We start from the raw sequence: 16734 nt of genomic DNA on the forward strand, positions 1-16734 counted from the left end.
CAAGGCGCACGGCGCCTTCCAGGCCCATGCCGCCGATCTCTCCGGTCGGCCAGGCGACGGTGAAGTGCGGCGCGCGGAATGAGCCGCCGGCCATCGCCATCGCGCCGAGCCCATATCCCTTGCGCAAGATGATCATTCCCAACGGCACCGTCAGCCGCGCGCCCAGCACGAACATCCGGCCGAAGCGGCGAACCGCCGCTTGGACCTCCGCGTCGGGCCCGACCATGAAGCCCGGGGTGTCGCACAGCGAAATCACCGGCAGCCCGAACGATTCGCACAAGGCCAGGAAGTCGCCGGCCTTGTCGGCGGCCTCGGCGTCGATCGCGCCACCCAGGTGATGGGTGCTGTTGGCGATCAACCCGTACGGCACTCCCTCGACGCGCACCAGCGCGGTGACGATTCCGACGCCGTAGTCTCCCCGGAGCTCCAGCACCGATCCGACATCGGCGATCGCCTCGATCGCCCGGTGCACGTCGTAGGCGCGTAACCGGTTCTGCGGCACCACGTGCCGGGCCAGCCGCGGATCGGGCGCCGCCCAGTCGCTCACGGAGCCCTGAAAATACGACAGGTATTGCTTGGCAAGTGCGACCGCGTGCGCCTCATCGCGGGCGACCAGGCTGACCACGCCGTTGCGGCGCTGCACGCCGATCGGCCCGATCGCCTCGGGCGGATACACGCCAAGCCCGCCGCCCTCGATCATCGCCGGCCCGCCCATTCCGATGTTGGCGTCCGGCGTCGCGATGATCACGTCGCACACCCCAGCCAACGCGGCGTTGCCGGCGAAGCACCGGCCCGAGACGATCGACACCAGGGGCACTTCTCCGCTCAGTCCCGCCAGCATCCGGAAGGTCGGGACGTCCAGCCCGGCGGCGCCGCCGACGTCGGTGTCCCCCGGGCGGCCCCCGCCACCCTCGGCAAACAGCACCACCGGCAACCGCTTTCGTGCGGCGAGGTCGAACACGCGGTCGGTCTTGGCGTGGTTGCGCATGCCCTGCGTGCCGGCCAGCACGGTGTAGTCGTAGGACACCACGACGGCCTGCGCCGCGGCCCGACCGAACCGGTCCGCGCCGATGGTGGCCAGCCCGGCGACCAGGCCGTCAGCCGGGGTGTTGACGATCAAATCCTCCTCCGAGCGACGGCTGCGCTGCGCGGCGATGGCCAGCGCACCGTATTCTACGAAGCTGCCGGGGTCGACGAGATCGGCGATGTTCTCCCGCGCGGTGCGCCGGCCTTGGTTGTGCCGCTTGGTGACCGCGGCCTGGCGGCCCTCGTCGAGGGTTAGGGAATGCCGATGCACGACCTCGTCGAGATCGGCCCGCCGCCGGTCGAGATCCGTTGCGGCCAAGGCGGACTCGTCGTCACCAGCGGCCGCCGTACGGGTGAAGACCAGCAGCGGGTCACCGGTGCCGACGACCTGGCCGGGCGTCACCAGGATCCGGACGGTCCGCAGCGCGTCGGGCGCGACGAGCACGTGCTGCATCTTCATCGCTTCCAGGACAACCAGCTGGACGCCCGCGGCGTATTCGGCCCCCTCGGGCGCCACCTCGACCACGGTGCCGGCCAGCTGCGCGCGCAGCGCGTCCTCGCCGGGATAGAGCTCCACCGCGATCACCTGCGGTTCCCGCTGGTGAGACAGGGCGGCTTGGGCCAGTTCGGGAAGCTTCTCGTCGAGGAAACCGGTGCTCACCCAACCGGACTCGACGCGATCGTCGCTCAGCAGCTCGCGCAGGAACCCGATGTTGGTGTGGACGCCCTCGATGCTGAACTCCGCCAGCGCGGTGCGGGCCTTGCGCACCGCCGCCGGCCAGGACGACCCGTGCACATCGACGACGAGCTTGGCCAGCAGTGAATCGTACTGGGGGCTGATCACCAATCCGGCCCGGCCGTAGGTGTCGACGCGCACGCCGGGACCGCTGGGCGGGGAGAACACCGTGAGCGTGCCCGCCGATCCGGCGACCGAGAAGTCGGGCCCGAAGGTCTCCGCGTTGACCCTGAGTTGAACGGCGATGCCGTGGGCAGCGGCCGGCTCGCCGATGACTTCCACGCCGTCGGAGGCGATTCCGGATGCCAGCCCCAGCTGGTAGAAGGATGCGCCGCCGGCGATGGCCAGCTGGACGGCCACCAGGTCGAGCCCGGTGGTTTCCTCGGTGACGGTGTGCTCGACCTGGATTCGTGGGTTGACTTCGAGAAAGACGAACTGCTCGCCGGTGACCAGGAATTCGACAGTGGCCAGACCCCGCAAGCCCACCCGGGCGCACAACCGCACCGCCGCCTCGTGCAGGGCTCGGCGCAGGTCATCCGAAAGCCCTTGCGCAGGAGCGATTTCGATGAGCTTCTGGTAGCGCCGCTGGATGCTGCAGTCGCGGTCGCCGACCGCACGCGCGTGCGTCTGGTGGCCTGCCGGCGCGGCGACGACCTGCACCTCGATGTGGCGCGCGTCGGTGAGGAACGCTTCGGCGAACAGTGCGGGATCGCCGAAGCCCAGCTGCGACTCGGCGGCGCAGCGCTGGTAGGCGTCATCGATCTGATCGGCGTTGTGCACCTTGCGCATTCCGCGCCCGCCGCCACCGGCGAGGGCCTTGATCATAATGCCGGCACCGTGGGCGGCGAAGAATGCCCTGATGTCCTCGACGCTGCTCGGTCCCTCGGTCGCCGGCAGCACCGGCACCCCCGCTGCGATGGCGACCCCGCGGGCCGACGTCTTGTTTCCGAGCAGCTCGAGCACCCCGGCTTCCGGACCCACGAACGTGTATCCGCCCGTCGCGCAAGCATCGGCGAATGTGGGGTTCTCGCTGAGGAATCCGTAACCCGGGTGTATCAGATCCGCACCGCAGCTTTTCGCCGCGGCCAGCAGGGCGGACTGGTCCAGGTAGGCGCGGGGACCGGCGCCCGGCAGGCCGATCGCCTCGTCGGCCGCATGCACATGCGGGCTCTCCGCATCGTCCTCGGCATAGACCGCGATCGTGCGCATGCCTAATTCGGTTGCGGTGCGGATGATTCGAAGGGCGATCTCGCCGCGGTTGGCGACCAACAGGCTCGGGCTCATCGCAGCGGCTCTCCCCACTGGACCTGCTCGCGGAGTCTGGTCTTGAGCAGTTTGCCGCCGGCATTGCGCGGCAGCGCGCTGTCTACGACCGTGACGTATTGCGGCACTTTGAAATCGGCCAGCTGGCCGCGGCAGTGGGCGAGCACCGCCGGCACGTCGATCTCGTCGCCGCCGCCGAACAACACCGCCCCCACCTTCTCCCCCATGACCTCGTCGGACACGCCGAGCACGCAAGCGTCGGCCACGTGGGGGGCCGCCAGCAGCACGGCCTCCACCTCGACGCTGGAGACGTTCTCGCCGCCGCGGTTGATGATGTCTTTGAGCCGGTCGACGATGTGCACCCGGCCCGCGTCGTCGACGCGCACCACGTCGCCGGTATGTAGCCAGCCGTCCGCAAACGTCGTGGCGGTGGCCTCCGGCCGATTCCAGTAGCCGGTGGTCACATTGGCGCCCCGCGCCACCAACTCCCCCAGACTCGGGTCGTCCCCGAACGGAATCACCCCCAGGTCCACCGACGGGACCGCGTAACCGACGGAGTCGGCGTGCTCGACGGCCTCACCGTCGGGCAGCACGGTCATCAGCGACGCCGTTTCTGTCATGCCATAACCGTTGAACACGGTGGCGTAGGGGAACGCGTCCTTCACCGACCGCACCAGCGACGGGGCGATCGGTGCACCGCCGTAGCCCACCCACCGAACGTTCGACACGTCGAGTGCGGCAAAACCACTGTGCCGCAACAGCAACGAGTAGATCGCCGGAACCGTGACCATGACCGAAACGCGCTCCGCGGTCAGCGTGGTGAGCAACGCGTCCAGGTTGAGCGCGGGCATGATCACCGAGGCTCCCCCGAGCCGGGCGGCGGCCAGCAGCTGGGTGTTGCAACCCGTCACGTGGAACAGCGGCACCGAGATGAGCGTGCGCATCGCTTCGCCGAGATCCCGCGGCTGTTGCAGACAGCGGATCGCGTTCTCGGTGTTGGTCAGGAACGCCTCGTGCGTGGTCGGCACGCCCTTGGGGTGGCCGGTGGTGCCCGACGTGTAGAACAGCGCCGCCGTATCGGCGCGGCCGAGTTGCTCGGTGACGTAGGGCCGCCCGTCGGGCAGCGCGGCATCCGGCGCCAGATCCACCTGCGCACCGGAGTCGGACAGGACGAATTCGACCTCGGGTTGCGCGGATCGCGTATTGACCGCCACCACAACGCCACCGGCCATCACGGCGCCCCAGAACGCCAGCGCCCAGTCGATTCCGGCGGGGTAACGCACCGCGACGCGGTCGCCCGGCTTCAGGCCGCCGGCGCGCAGCCCACCGGCGACCCGCGCCGCGCGATCCCAGAGCTGCCGGTATGTCAGCCGCGCGGCGCCCAGCTCGACCAGGGCTTCGGCGTCGGGACGGGCGTCGACTTGTTCCGCCAGCATGTCCAGCAGGGTGGCGGGCAGCTCGTCAAAGCGCGGGATGCCGTCGCGGTCGCGCGACACGCCGGTCAGCGGGAACGGGTTGCGGTCGCGCGGAATTTCGATCACAGCATGCCCGGTCCTTACTAATCCGGTGTCCTATCGTGATAGCGGTGACCATCGAGGATTCCGCCATCATGCCCGAGGCGTTCTTCACTGTAGACGGCGAGTCCTATGTTCCGGGCCAGATGACGCAAGGCCCCTGGGGCTCGGCGATGGGTGGCCAGATCGTCGGGGGCCTGTTGGGTTGGGGCATAGAGCAATCCGGCGTCGATCCGGACCTGCAACCCGCCCGTTTCACGGTTGACTTGTTGCGCCCGGCGCTGATGGAGCCGGTGCAGATCCAGACCTCGGTGCTGCGAGAGGGCCGGCGCATCAAGCTGGTCGACGGCAGCCTGGTCCAGAACGGCACCGTCGTCGCCCGGGCCAGCGCGCTGTTTTTGCGCCGCGGTGACCATCCCGAGGGGCAGGTGTGGTCGTCGCCGGCGCAGATGCCGCCGCTCCCGACATCCTCGGATGGCTTCGGAGCCCAGATGCCGTTTCTCATCTGGGGGTATGGCGCGACGTTGCAGGGCAGTCCGGGAATTGCCGCGGGCGAATGGGAGCAGACCCACTCCCAGAAGTTCGCCTGGGCGCGGCTGTTTCGCCCGATGGTGCACGGGCACCCGCTGACGCCGTTCACCCGCCTGGCCTTCGTCGGTGACATCACCAGTTCGCTCACCCATTGGGGCACCGGTGGATTGCGCTACATCAACGCCGACTACACCGTCACGGCCAGCCGATTGCCCGACGGCGAATTCCTCGGCCTGGCCGCCCAGAGCCACTACGGCACGGCCGGGGTCGCCGCCGGAGCCGCGACCCTGTTCGACCAGCACGGGCCGATCGGCACCAGCTCGGCGCTGGCCCTGGCTCAACCCGCCGACGCTTTCAAACCGACCTACGCCTAGGCGGTCGCCCTGGACTCACGAGCCCTTTCACGGAAGCCTTGAGTGATGAGCGAACGCGTACCGGAGCGGCGCCTCACGGCGGCCGCCGCCTCCTTCCTCGGGTATACGGCGGTGATGCTTGTGCTGGAACGTCGCATGCGCCGCAGTGGTGGGCCGGGAATCATCGCATTCGAGTTGGCCGGCAGTGCATCTCGGGCCGAAGACATCATGACGCGGTGGGGCAGCGACGGTCAGCGGGCCGCGCGCCTATCGCTGTGGCTCGATTTCGGCTACATGGCCACCTACGGCGTGTTGACGGCGCTCCTCGTCGACCGCGCGCGCCGGCGGCATGGGCACCCGGCCGGTCTGCCCGCCGCGGTGCTCGTCGCCGTCGCGGGGGATGCGGCGGAGGGAGTGTCGCTGCTGCGGGTGTTGAGCGGGACACGTATCGGCGTGCATGCGCGGCGCGCACGGGTCGCCGCGCTGACCAAGTTCGCGGTCCTCGCGGCGGCACTGGGCTACGCCGCCACGGGGTCGGGCCGTCCGGTCGCCGGCTAGTCCATCAGCTGCGCGGCGACCGTCGCCCCGAGCTCCCAGCACGCTTGCAGCTCGTCCTTGCCGGGCTTGCCCGAAACAACCACTGTCGCTGCGGCTTTGGCCCATCCCAGCCCGGTGGTGATGGTGTCGACGGCACGCTCGGCGCCCTCGGTGCCCTCGTTGCCGTGTAGGTACAGCCCGAACGGCCGCCCGCGCGTCGAGTCCAGCAGTTGGTAGTAGGCGCAGTCGAACGCGTGCTTGAGGGCACCCGAGATGTAGCCGAGGTTTGCCGGGGTGCCCAGCAGGTAGCCGTCCGCGGCCAGCATCTCGGCCGGCGAGACCGTCAGCGCCGGGCGCCGCAGCACCTCGACGCCCTCGATGTCGGGGTCGGTGGCGCCGGAGACCACCGCCTCGAACATCTCGTGGGTATGCGGCGACGGCGTGTGGTGCACGATCAGCAGCGTCTTGCTCGGTGTCGTGTTCATCGGCGGCCCTGCAGGGTGACCGCCGTCTTCATGGCCTCGCGGGCGCGGCGGCGATCCCCCGCGTAGTCATAGGCCCGGGCCAGGCGGTACCAGCGCCGCCAGTCGTCGGGGTGCTCCTGGACTTCGCTGCGCACCGTGGCGAACAGTTCGTCGGCCGCGTCGCGGCGGATGCGGCCCGACGGCCTGCGTGGCAGCGCGCTGGTGTCCAGCTCCATCCCGTCGGCCGCGATCAGCCGGGCCAGCTTCTGGTGGGCGAACCCGGCGCGCAGGGTGGCGATCATCGCCCACAGCCCGATCACCGGCAGGATCAGCACCGCCAGCCCGAGGCCCACGGCGGCCGCCCGGCCGGAGCCGATCATCGCGACGGCCACGCGCCCCAGCAGCACGAAGTACACCAACAGCGCGACGCACATGAAGGCGACGAGCAATTGGGTATACAGGCTCCGCCTGGTCATTCCCGCGTCGCTCATTGCAGATTGAGCAGGGCCTCGAGACCCACCGTCAGGCCGGGGTGTTCCTGGATCCGCCGCACGGCCAGCAGCACCCCGGGCACGAACGAGGTCCGGTCGATGCTGTCGTGGCGGATGGTCAACGTCTCTCCCTCGGTGCCGAACAGGATCTCCTGATGGGCGACCAGCCCGGCCAGCCGCACCGAGTGCACAGGGATGCCGTCGACGTCGGCGCCGCGCGCGCCCGCCAGGCTGGAGCTGGTGGCATCGGGGTTGGACGGCAAGCCCTTTCGTGACTCGGCGATCAGTTTCGCGGTGCGGGTCGCGGTGCCCGATGGGGCATCGGCCTTGTGCGGGTGATGCAGCTCGATCACCTCGGCCGAGTCGAAGAAGGGCGCGGCCTGCTTGGCGAAGTGCATCGACAGTACCGCCCCGATCGCGAAGTTCGGCGCGATCAACACCGACGTGCCGGCGCTGTCGGCCAGCCAATCCTGCACCTGCTGCAGTCGCTCGGCGGTGAAGCCCGTGGTCCCCACGACGGCGTGAATTCCGTTGTCTATGACGAACTTCAGATTGTCCATCACCACGTCGGGATGGGTGAAGTCGATGACGACCTCGGTGTTGCCCTCGGTCAGCAGGCTCATCGGATCGCCGGCGTCCACTTCGGCCGACAGGCTCAGATCCTCGGCGGCCTGTACGCCCGCCACCATCGCCGAACCGACCTTGCCCTTGGCTCCCAGCACTCCTACCCGCATGGTCTCACCCTAGACCGGGTCGATTCCGCACCCCCGGCATGCGTCGAGTTCATTACAACTCGAACGTGGGCTTTTCGCCCCGATCAGGTGTGGACGATCCAGCCCGCTTCGGTGTAGGGAGCGGGTTGCTTGGGATCGTTGATCGTGATGTACAGGTCGCCTGGTGTCGGCATAGCGAAGCCGACGAATCCATGGGCGGTCTGCCCGTCGTGGAGGCCGCCCGATTGCAGCGCGGGCATCTTGTCGAGCCGCCGGTAGTCGACCGCCAAGGTTGACGGCTGGGGCGCGTCGTCGGGATGAGTCCAAGGCTGATTGCCGCCGCCGTATCCGGCGAACATATAGCGCTGGTCGAACTGGAAGAACTGGTGAGACGTCGCGGTGATAGTCATTTCCACTACGTTGCATCCGGGCCCACTCGGATTCGCAAAATGAGTGGCGCATCCCGGCGGTAACCACGTTGCGCTGTTGACCGTGATGTCGGCGGTCGCGCCGCTAGCCGTCTGTACATGCACGGGCACGCCCATCTGACCGATCGGGAACGGTGCACTCTCGGGCGCGGGATCGGCCGAGCTGGAGGGACACGAGCAGGCGGCAACGGCCACGGCGACCGCGGCTGCCGCACTTACAAATCCCGCGTGCACCACGGGTGGTTACCCGCAGCGCTGCCGCGAAAAACGTGAGACTGCCGTGCCCGGGCTACTTCTTGAACCGCCCGGCGAATCCGCGCAGCGGCAGGTCGGCGCTGGTGATCACCCCCGGTGGCGCCGCGACGACCGACTTGATGGAAGCCAGCGCGGGCATGCCGGTGACGGTCATGCCGATCGAGGCGAAGTTGTCCGGATTGGACAGGTCGACGCCGGGCTTGGGGAAGATCATGTGCTTGTTGTAGATGCAGGGGTCGCCCTGAATCTGAGTGATGTAGCAGCCCTTGATGTTCCAGCTGGGATCGGTGTGCGGAGTCATCTGCCACTCCAGGTGCGTCTCGACCCGCGGCACGCCGCCGACCATGCCCTGGTACTTGATGTAGTTCCCGCCCAGCGATCCCTTGGGCAGCGTGTACCAGCCCAGGTCGACGTCCTTGGTGCACGCCCCCAGCTCGTAGCTGAACTTGACCTCGTCGAGCCGCAGGTCGAAGCAGTCGGCCATCATGTACACGCTGTCGGCAAACACCCGGGTGTACTTCTCCAGCTTCGCCGGGATTTCGGGGTCGTCGACCGGCTGGCCGTAGCCCACCTCGATCCAGGTGTCCTTGGAGTGGTGGCACGACACGTCGACCGATTCGATGGTGGTGACGTTCTCGATGTCGGCGACGTCGGCCGAGCACACCACGCCAAGGATCTGGTTGAGCCCCGGGTTCATCCCGGTGCCGTAGAACGTGGCGCCGCCCTTCTCGGCGGCCTCGGCCAGCAGCTGGCTGACCGGCTTGCCCGACGGGTGCGGATGGTTCTTGTCGCGGTGCCAGCCGGTGATCCAGTCCGCCGTGGTGACGATGTTGATGCCCGCCTCGAGCACCTCGACGTACAGGTCCTCGTCGGGGAACACCCCGTGAAATGTCAGCACGTCCGGCTTGGCGGCGATGATCTCCTCGATCGTCCCGGTGAAGGCCACCCCATTGGGCGCCAGCCCAGCGAACTCTCCGGTGTCCTTGCCGACCTTCTCCGGTGAATAACAGTGCACGCCAATGAGTTCGATGTCGGGCTGGGCGGCGATCCGCTTGATCATCTCGGTGCCGACGTTGCCGCTTCCGACCTGAAAGACGCGAACCGGTGCTGTACTCATTGCCTTGATCCTTCCTGCGTTGCGAACGCCTCGGGATAGAACTGCTTGGCCCACTTGCGAATTGAGGTGAAGCCTTCGTACTCGTCGGGGGCCAGGGCCGGCGGATCCGAATAGCGCTGGTGCCGCCAGATCTCGATGTCCTGCTCGAACTGGCGGATGACTTCGCGCCCGAATTCGTCCGCCTTGGCAGCGGCGCGATCGGGGTCTTTGTGCGGCGTCCGGCCGATGTACACCATGAAGCGCACATCGGAGGTGAACTCGTCGATCGGCGTGATCGCCGAGATGGTGCGGTTGTCGATCATGCCCCAGCTCTTGGTCACCGCGATGCCCAAGCCGCCGTTGATCGCCTGCACGCCGCTGTTGACGTCCTCGATCTTTTGCCCGTCGTCGCCTTCGAAGGTGATGGTGAAGTCGACATAGGACACCGGCTCGGCGAAGTCGTGGCGGGTGAACACCGGCACGATCGGGGTGTGGTGCACGAACTTGAAGTGTGCGAAGTCCACCCCGTTTTCCAGCACGTATTGCGGATGCAGTTCCAGGCTCTCGCGGTACAGCCGCTGCTGCGGGTAGTAGGCGTCGGCGCTGCTGCCGTCCTCGAACGCGGCGAACACGTCCGGCGCGCCGAAATAGGGTTCGCGGCGGTCCAGGTCGTGCCAGATGTACACCGACGCGTTGCGCTCGACCACCGGGTAGGTGCGGATGCGGCGACCGCGGTTGGGTCGATCCTGGTACGGGATGCAGACGTTGCGGCCGTCGGCGCTCCACTGCCACCCGTGGAACGGACACTGCAGCGCCTCGCCGACGACCTTGCCGCCATACCCCAGGTGCGCGCCCAGGTGCTCGCAATAGGCGTTCATCACGGTGAGCTCGCCGGATTCGGCGCGCCAGGCGACCAGTTCCTGGTCGAAGTACTTCATCTTGTGCACGTCGCCGACGCCGATCTCGTCCGACCAGGCGACCTGGAACCAGCCGGTCGGTTTCATCGACAACGGTGGCTTAGCCATCGAGCCCTCCCATGTGAGCTGCCCTCCCTCGCGTACGAATGATAGGCCGCGCGGCCGTAAAATCAAAGTACCCTCTATGAAACTGATCATCCGGCCCCGGCGCCAATCGATAAGATCGGCGAATGACCCGTCAGAGCACCGGCGCCGGCGTGGACGGTCGGCGCCCGAACCGGCGGGGCCACGCGACTCGCGAAAGCATGCTCGAGGCGGCGTTGCGATCGCTGGCCTCCGGCGAGCCGGGCTCGGTGTCGGCCAACCGCATCGCCAAGGACATCGGCGCCACCTGGGGCGCGGTCCAATACCAGTTCGGCGACACCGACGGGTTCTGGGCCGCCGTGCTGCACCGCACCGCCGAACGTCGCGCGGCGACGTTCTCGACGCTGTCGACGCCCATCTCGCCGGACGCCCCGCTGCGCGAGCGTGTCGGCGCCATCATCGATACCCTCTACCGCGGCCTGGCATCCGCGGATTCACGTGCGATCGAAAACCTGCGGGCCGCGTTGCCGCGTGATCCCGACGAGCTCGAGCGGCTCTACCCGCGCACCGCCGCCGAGCTGTTTTCCTGGGGCAAAAGCTGGCTGGAGACCTGCCAGCACGCCTTCGCCGGCCTGGCCGTCGACCCGGATCGGGTCCGCGAGGTCGCCGCCCTGATCCCCGGCGCGATGCGCGGCCTGGTCTCGGAGCGTCAGCTGGGATCCTATGCCGACCTCGACATGGCGCGCCGGGGCCTGACCAACGCTTTGGCCGCCTACCTCGAGCAGACCCGGCCGTAATGGCCGACATCACGATCCGCGAGGCCACGCCCTGTCGATTTCGGCGACGTGGCCGCGACGCACCATCCGGTGTGGCCGCAGTCCTTCACCTCGACGGGCGCACGCTGCATTGGGAGCCGGCACCCGGCGTGAAGGTGCCCCACCTGGGCTACCGCCTCAGGCGTCGATGACGACCCGTTCGCCGTCGGCCCGCGAGACGCATACCAGCATGCCGTCGTCGCCGGGGTCGGTGCGGCCACGGTGATCCACTTGTCCGGCAAGCACTTTGACCCGGCACGTCCCGCAGAATCCTTGGCGGCACGAGTACGGGGTGGTCGGGTCCCTGTCGAGCATGACCTCCAGCGCGGTCCGATTCGCCGGTACCTCGAGCACCTGGCGTGATCGTGCGAGCTCCAACTCGAACGGCACCCCGTCGACGACGGGCGCCGGGCTGAACCGCTCGTAATGCAGTGGCGCGCCGGCATGCTCGTTGCGGGCGATGCGGACGGCCTCCAGCATGCCGCTCGGCCCGCAGACGTAAACGGCGGTCGCCGGTCCCGCTCCGTCCAGCAGCTCCGCCACGGTGGCGAAGCGGCCGTGCTCGTCGTCGGCCCACACCGTCACCCGGTCCGGCCCCAGCGACACGACCTCGTCGAGCAACGGCATGTACTCGCGGCTGCGTCCGGTATAGATTGCGCGCCAATCGATGCCGCGTTGCGCGGCCACCTGGAGCATCGGCAGGATGGGCGTCACCCCGATACCGCCGATGACGAACAGCGCCTGCTGCTCGGCGGTGCCGAGGTAGAACGCATTGCGCGGACCTTCGAACGACAGCGTGTCGCCCACGTCGAAAGTCTCATGCATCTCGATGGATCCGCCTCCGCCGTCGGCGATCCGGCGAATGGCGATGCGGTAGTCGGTGCGCCGCCCGGGCGCGCCGCACAACGAGTACTGCCGGCGTCGGCCCGAGGGCAACAGGACGTCGATGTGGCCGCCCGGGGTCCAGGACGGAAGCAGCCCGCCGTCGGGATCGGCCAGGGTCAACGCGACAACGTCCGGTGCCAGGATCTCGCGCTCGGTCACCACCGCGGTCAGCTTGCGCTGCACCGTCTTCACCCGCGACGGCGACCACCGTGACACCGTGGCGAAGCCCTCGAAGACCGCCCGCACGCCCCACAGCAACGACCCGAAGCGGTCGTGGTCACGCCGTCCGTACAGGTCGGCGGGTCTGCTGGACCAAATGCTCTCCGGCACCGAAACCGTCCCCTACTTCTGCCGAATGTCCAAGCGCGCGAACAGCCGGATCGCTCCCGGGCTGATGCGCCGCATCGCGTAGCCGATCCGCGACTCTGCGGCGATCGGCAACACGGCCGGAGCGGTCTTGACGGACTTGACGATTGCCTTGGCGGTCGCTTCGGGGGTGAAGTTGCGGCGCCGATAAGCGGCGTCGGCCTTGCCCCGCGCCCGCTCCTGCTGGTCCGCGCTCATCCCCGCGTAGATCGTGTTCTTCGCGATGTTGGTGTTGACGAATCCCGGGCACACCGCCGTGACGCTGATCCCCTCATCGGCGAAGTCGGCCCGCAACGACTCGCTCAGCGCCAGTACCGCCGCCTTGGTCGTGCTGTAGGCGACCATGGACTTCGACGGCAGGTAAGCCGCCGCCGACGCCACGTTGATGATCGTGCCGCCCTCGCCACGTTCGACCATCTGCGCCCCGAACGCCCTGCTGCCCGAGATGACGCCGTGGACGTTGACGCCCATGATGTTTTCCCAGTTCGCCGAGCTCGTTTCCAGGAACCGGCCCGCCATCCCGATGCCGGCGTTGTTCACCAGGATGTCGACCACCCCGTGTTCGTTGCGCACTTGGGCCGCAAGCTCATTCATGGCGGCCTCGTCGCTGACGTCGACCTGGTAGACCGCGGCCTCGGCGCAGGCGGCGCGCACGGCGTCGGCGGTTTCCTTGGCGGCGGCCAGATCACGATCGGCGAGGACGATCTTTCGGGCGCCGTGCCGCGCCAGCTCCACCGCAGTGGCCCGGCCGATCCCGGCGCCGGCACCGGTGACCAGGGCGAGTTTGCCGCGCACGTCACGCCGCTCGCCGCGCACCTCGGTCGCCCCGGTGGCGGGCGCGCCGCCGGCGTTGCGATCGACCCACTCGGCGGTCAACCGGGCGATGACGTCCGGACGTGACGTCACCACCCAGTGCCCGCCCTCGATCTCGATCACTCTGCCGCCGCGCGGAATTGCTCCGGTGAAGCGTTGCAGCGCGGGCGTGACGAACATGTCGCGGCGCGGCACCAACGTCTGGACGGCGACCTTGGTCTCGGGCAGCTGGCGTCCCGGCGCCAGCATCGGCGCCGGCATGTTCTGCCGGTACAGGTTGAGCCCGTGCACATAATCGGTGACCGAGCGCAGGGTGTCGTGGTGCTGGCTGCGCGTGCTCGAGCGGCCGATGCGCTCAAGTGCCTCAATCACTTTCACGCCGACGTGCGACCGAAACGACAGTTCCGGCACCCAAGGGCACAGGAAGAAGCCGATGTAGCCGGACGCGATCAGTTGCCGGATGACCCGAGCCATGGCACGCGGCGTGCGTGCCGAGCGCAGGAATGCGCCGGCGTAATTCAGGTGCGGGCCTGAGATCGAGGTGAAGGAAGCGACTTTGCCCACCACCGAGTAGTCGGTGACCGCAGCCCATGCCTGGATCGACCCCCAGTCGTGGGCCAGCAGGTGCACCCTCCCCACACCCAGACTGTCGATCACCGCATCGATGTCGGAGACCAGTTGCGCGAAGAGGTATCCGGATCTCTTTGCGGGACGGGTTGATTCACCGGCGCCGCGCACGTCGTAGGCCACCACGTTGTAGGGCTTGCCGGCCAGCTCCTGGGCCACGCCGTCCCAGACATGATGGTTGTCCGGGAATCCGTGAATTGCCAAGATGGTTGGCCGCGCCGGGTCGATGTCGGTGTACCGGTGCACGGCCAGCGTGACGCCGTCGCTGGCGGTGGTGGTCGACGTGATGGTCATCGGTTCAGTGCGAGGCGCGCGCGGCCGGCGAGATGGCCAGGTAATCGACGGCCAGCCCCAGTCCACCGAGCTGCGAGGGGTGAAAGCCCGGCCGGTAGTAGTTGCCGACCGCCCGGATGAAGCGCATCGGCCCGGGCACCAAACCGCGGCGCGCGGCAGAGAAGTAGTCCCGCCAGCGCGGCTTGGTGCGGGGCGGCAGCTGGGGATCCAGCGAGTACATGAAACGCACGCCGCGGATCCACAACAGCAGCATGGCGGGAGTCACGACGAGCTGGGCGCGCACCTGGCGCCAGTAGCCGGCCTGCAGATGCTTCATGGTGTCGAAGGCCACCGCCTTGTGCTCGACCTCCTCGGCGCCGTGCCAGCGCAGCATGTCCAGCATCACCGGATCGGTGCCGATCTTGTCGTGGGCCGGCGAATCGAGGATCCACTCGCCCAGGATGGCGGTGTAGTGCTCAACGGCCGAGACGAGCGAAACCTGCTCGAGCAGCCAGCTCTGCCGGCGGCGCTGGCTCCAATCGGGCCGGGGCCCCAGCAGCCTGCCGAACAGCCACTTGATCTGGCCGGTGTAGGGGGTCAGGTCGATGCCGCGCGCGGCGAAGTGGGCGAGCACGTTGGCGTGCGCCTGCGAATGCACGGCCTCCTGGCCGATGAAGCCCTGCACGTCGAGCCGCAGCTGATCGTCCTTGATCAGTGGCAGCGTTTGTTTGAACACCTCGACGAAGAACTCTTCCCCGGCGGGCAGCAGCAGGTGCAGCACGTTGAGGACATGCGTCGCGAAGGGTTCACCGGGCACGTAGTGGAACGGCAGCTGCGCCCAGTCGAAGTCCACGTCGCGAGCCTCGAGCACCAGTCGCTCGTGGTCCAGCGAGGCGTCGTGTGGACCCGCCGCTTGGTTGTCGACGGTCAGCATCGTGCCCCCTACCTCGGCGTTTTTCCCTGGATCACGGTCTTGCGGTGGACGTCGCGCGTCCAAGTATAAGTACGCAGAGCAGATATGCGAAACCGCCGGTACTGGGTTCTTCGTGACGTCCTCAGCCGGCCGCGACGTGCCGGCGCAGCTCATACTGGCCCGGGTCCGGGTTCGCCAGCATCCGGCGGTGTTCGGCCGGCGTGAGGGGCCATACCTCGGGCACGCCGTCCTTGTTGAGGTACCAACTGTTGCAGCCGGTGGTCCACACGGTGTCGGGCATCGCGGCGCGCAACTTCGCGTTGAAACGCTCGGTCGCGGCTGCCGTCGGCTCGACCGTGTCGAACTCGTGGCGGCGCCAGCGCTCGATCCACCCCAGGATGTGATCCGCCTGAGATTCCGCGACAGTCGTAAGCGCGAGGTTTCCCACCGGGCTGTGCGGCCCCAGCATCATGAAGAAGTTGGGAAAACCGGACAGCGCCACGGTTTGGTAAGCCCGAGGCCCGTCGCGCCAGACGTCTTGGCGCGGATGCCGTCGCGGCCGATCAATTCCATCGGCCGGAAAAACGCGTGGGTGTCGAATCCGGTGGCGAGCACGATGATGTCCATCTCGTGCAGGACGCCGTCGGCGGTGACGATGCCGCGCCGTTCCACGTGGTCGATGCTCGCCGTCACCAGTTCGACATCGTCGCGCTGCATGGCCCGGTAGAAACCGTTCGACATCACCAGGCGCTTGCAGGCCGGCGTGTAGTCGGGCGTCAGCGACCGCCGCAACTCGGGATCGCGGATCTCCCAGAGGCTGGCGCGGCACAGCGCCGCCATGATCTTTCGGCGCAGGCCCGGCTTGGTCAGTCCGACCGCGAAGAAGTCGTACCCGAGGCTGTAGACGCGGTACGCCAACTTATCCAGCCACGGCATCTTGCGCCGCGTGATCCCGGTGAAGCCGCTGTAGCGCGGATTCGCCAGGCGCAGAACCCATTGCGCGGTGCGCTGGAAAAGCGCGACGTGCCCGGCCAGCCCGGCCAGACCGCACACCAGCTGGACGCCCGTCGACCCGTTGCCGACGATCGCGACGCGCCGACCTCGCAGGTCCACGCCGTGATCCCAACGCGCGGAGTGAAACACGTTGCCGCCGAAGTCATCCAAGCCCGGGATCGACGGCACTCGCGGGTGATGCAGCACGCCGGTGGCCGAGATCAAGAAGTCGACCGTGGATTCCTCGCCGGTGTCGGTGCGCAGTACCCAGCGGCCGTCGTCGAAACGCGCATGGACGATCTCGGTGCCGAACCGGATGCGTTCCCGCAAGGCGTAACGGTCGGCGATGTCCCGGAAATAGGCCTGGATTTCGCCGCCTGGTGAGAACAGGTGCGACCAGTCGGGATTCCTGGCGAAGCTGTACTGATAGATGCGCGACGGGATGTCGCAGACCAGACCCGGGTAGGTGTTCTCCCGCCAGGTGCCACCCACCTCGTCGGCCTTCTCGTAGATGGTCACGTCGGTAATACCGCTGCGCAGCAGAGCAATTGCGACGCACAGGCCCGACATCCCGGCTCCGACGACGGCTACGGCGGGATCGCGTCGCGTCATCGGTACTCCCGTGGTTCTCTTCGGTTACT

The 16734-nt window shown here is 68.1% G+C and carries 14 protein-coding genes and 1 pseudogene; 3 read left to right on the forward strand and 12 right to left on the reverse strand.

Annotated elements, in window-relative coordinates:
• Positions 1-3046: carboxyl transferase domain-containing protein (locus tag A5652_RS07565; protein ID WP_067348619.1), on the reverse strand; the 3046-nt coding region annotated here is incomplete at its 3' end.
• A complete protein-coding gene (locus A5652_RS07570) occupies positions 3043-4566 on the reverse strand; it encodes a class I adenylate-forming enzyme family protein (RefSeq protein WP_067348622.1) in 1524 nt (507 codons plus the stop codon). The genes A5652_RS07565 and A5652_RS07570, both read right to left, overlap by 4 nt.
• Before the next feature lie 44 nt (positions 4567-4610).
• Here A5652_RS07570 and A5652_RS07575 point away from each other — a divergent pair, with 44 nt between their 5' ends.
• Positions 4611-5444: a thioesterase family protein gene (locus A5652_RS07575; RefSeq protein ID WP_197513819.1), complete on the forward strand. Its 834-nt coding sequence runs from the start codon at positions 4611-4613 to the stop codon at positions 5442-5444.
• Positions 5445-5489: 45 nt separating this feature from the next.
• Positions 5490-5981 carry a hypothetical protein gene (locus A5652_RS07580; protein ID WP_156745208.1) on the forward strand — a complete coding sequence of 164 codons (492 nt, stop codon included), beginning with the start codon at positions 5490-5492 and terminating at the stop codon, positions 5979-5981.
• Here A5652_RS07580 and A5652_RS07585 read toward each other — a convergent pair.
• The 6 genes from A5652_RS07585 to A5652_RS07610 all read right to left on the reverse strand — a co-directional run bounded on the left by A5652_RS07585 (position 5978) and on the right by A5652_RS07610 (position 10432).
• The gene (locus tag A5652_RS07585) at positions 5978-6445 is read right to left on the reverse strand and encodes a flavodoxin family protein (RefSeq protein WP_067348629.1); all 468 of its coding nucleotides are present in this window, start codon (positions 6443-6445) and stop codon (positions 5978-5980) included. The genes A5652_RS07580 and A5652_RS07585 overlap by 4 nt on opposite strands.
• Positions 6442-6900 carry a hypothetical protein gene (locus A5652_RS07590; RefSeq protein WP_067348653.1) on the reverse strand — a complete coding sequence of 153 codons (459 nt, stop codon included), beginning with the start codon at positions 6898-6900 and terminating at the stop codon, positions 6442-6444. Before A5652_RS07590 ends, A5652_RS07585 begins: the two co-directional genes overlap by 4 nt.
• Positions 6901-6911: 11 nt before the next feature.
• The gene (gene dapB / locus A5652_RS07595) at positions 6912-7649 is read right to left on the reverse strand and encodes a 4-hydroxy-tetrahydrodipicolinate reductase (RefSeq protein WP_067348632.1); all 738 of its coding nucleotides are present in this window, start codon (positions 7647-7649) and stop codon (positions 6912-6914) included.
• An 83-nt stretch (positions 7650-7732) separates the two neighbouring features.
• Positions 7733-8290 carry a hypothetical protein gene (locus A5652_RS29120; RefSeq protein WP_067348657.1) on the reverse strand — a complete coding sequence of 186 codons (558 nt, stop codon included), beginning with the start codon at positions 8288-8290 and terminating at the stop codon, positions 7733-7735.
• Positions 8291-8345: 55 nt separating this feature from the next.
• Positions 8346-9428 carry a dihydrodipicolinate reductase gene (locus A5652_RS07605; protein ID WP_067348634.1) on the reverse strand — a complete coding sequence of 361 codons (1083 nt, stop codon included), beginning with the start codon at positions 9426-9428 and terminating at the stop codon, positions 8346-8348.
• The gene (locus A5652_RS07610) at positions 9425-10432 is read right to left on the reverse strand and encodes a Rieske 2Fe-2S domain-containing protein (protein WP_067348637.1); all 1008 of its coding nucleotides are present in this window, start codon (positions 10430-10432) and stop codon (positions 9425-9427) included. Before A5652_RS07610 ends, A5652_RS07605 begins: the two co-directional genes overlap by 4 nt.
• A 122-nt stretch (positions 10433-10554) precedes the next feature.
• Here A5652_RS07610 and A5652_RS07615 point away from each other — a divergent pair, with 122 nt between their 5' ends.
• Positions 10555-11205 (forward strand): TetR/AcrR family transcriptional regulator, encoded by a 651-nt coding sequence (locus A5652_RS07615; protein WP_067348640.1) that lies wholly within the window; start codon positions 10555-10557, stop codon positions 11203-11205.
• 156 nt (positions 11206-11361) lie between these two features.
• Here A5652_RS07615 and A5652_RS07620 read toward each other — a convergent pair whose 3' ends face one another.
• The 4 genes and pseudogenes from A5652_RS07620 to A5652_RS07635 all read right to left on the reverse strand — a co-directional run bounded on the left by A5652_RS07620 (position 11362) and on the right by A5652_RS07635 (position 16705).
• A complete protein-coding gene (locus tag A5652_RS07620; RefSeq protein WP_067348642.1) occupies positions 11362-12438 on the reverse strand; it encodes a PDR/VanB family oxidoreductase in 1077 nt (358 codons plus the stop codon).
• 12 nt (positions 12439-12450) lie between these two features.
• The gene (locus A5652_RS07625) at positions 12451-14208 is read right to left on the reverse strand and encodes an SDR family oxidoreductase (protein WP_067348645.1); all 1758 of its coding nucleotides are present in this window, start codon (positions 14206-14208) and stop codon (positions 12451-12453) included.
• Positions 14209-14212: 4 nt separating this feature from the next.
• Positions 14213-15121, reverse strand: a complete 909-nt coding sequence (locus tag A5652_RS07630; protein ID WP_067348647.1) for a metal-dependent hydrolase — start codon at positions 15119-15121, stop codon at positions 14213-14215.
• 121 nt (positions 15122-15242) lie between these two features.
• Positions 15243-16705 (reverse strand): annotated as a pseudogene (locus A5652_RS07635) (flavin-containing monooxygenase).
• Positions 16706-16734: the final 29 nt, after the last annotated feature.

Origin of the sequence: Mycobacterium sp. 1165178.9 (assembly GCF_001673555.1) — a bacterium.
Classification (GTDB): Bacteria; Actinomycetota; Actinomycetes; order Mycobacteriales; family Mycobacteriaceae; genus Mycobacterium.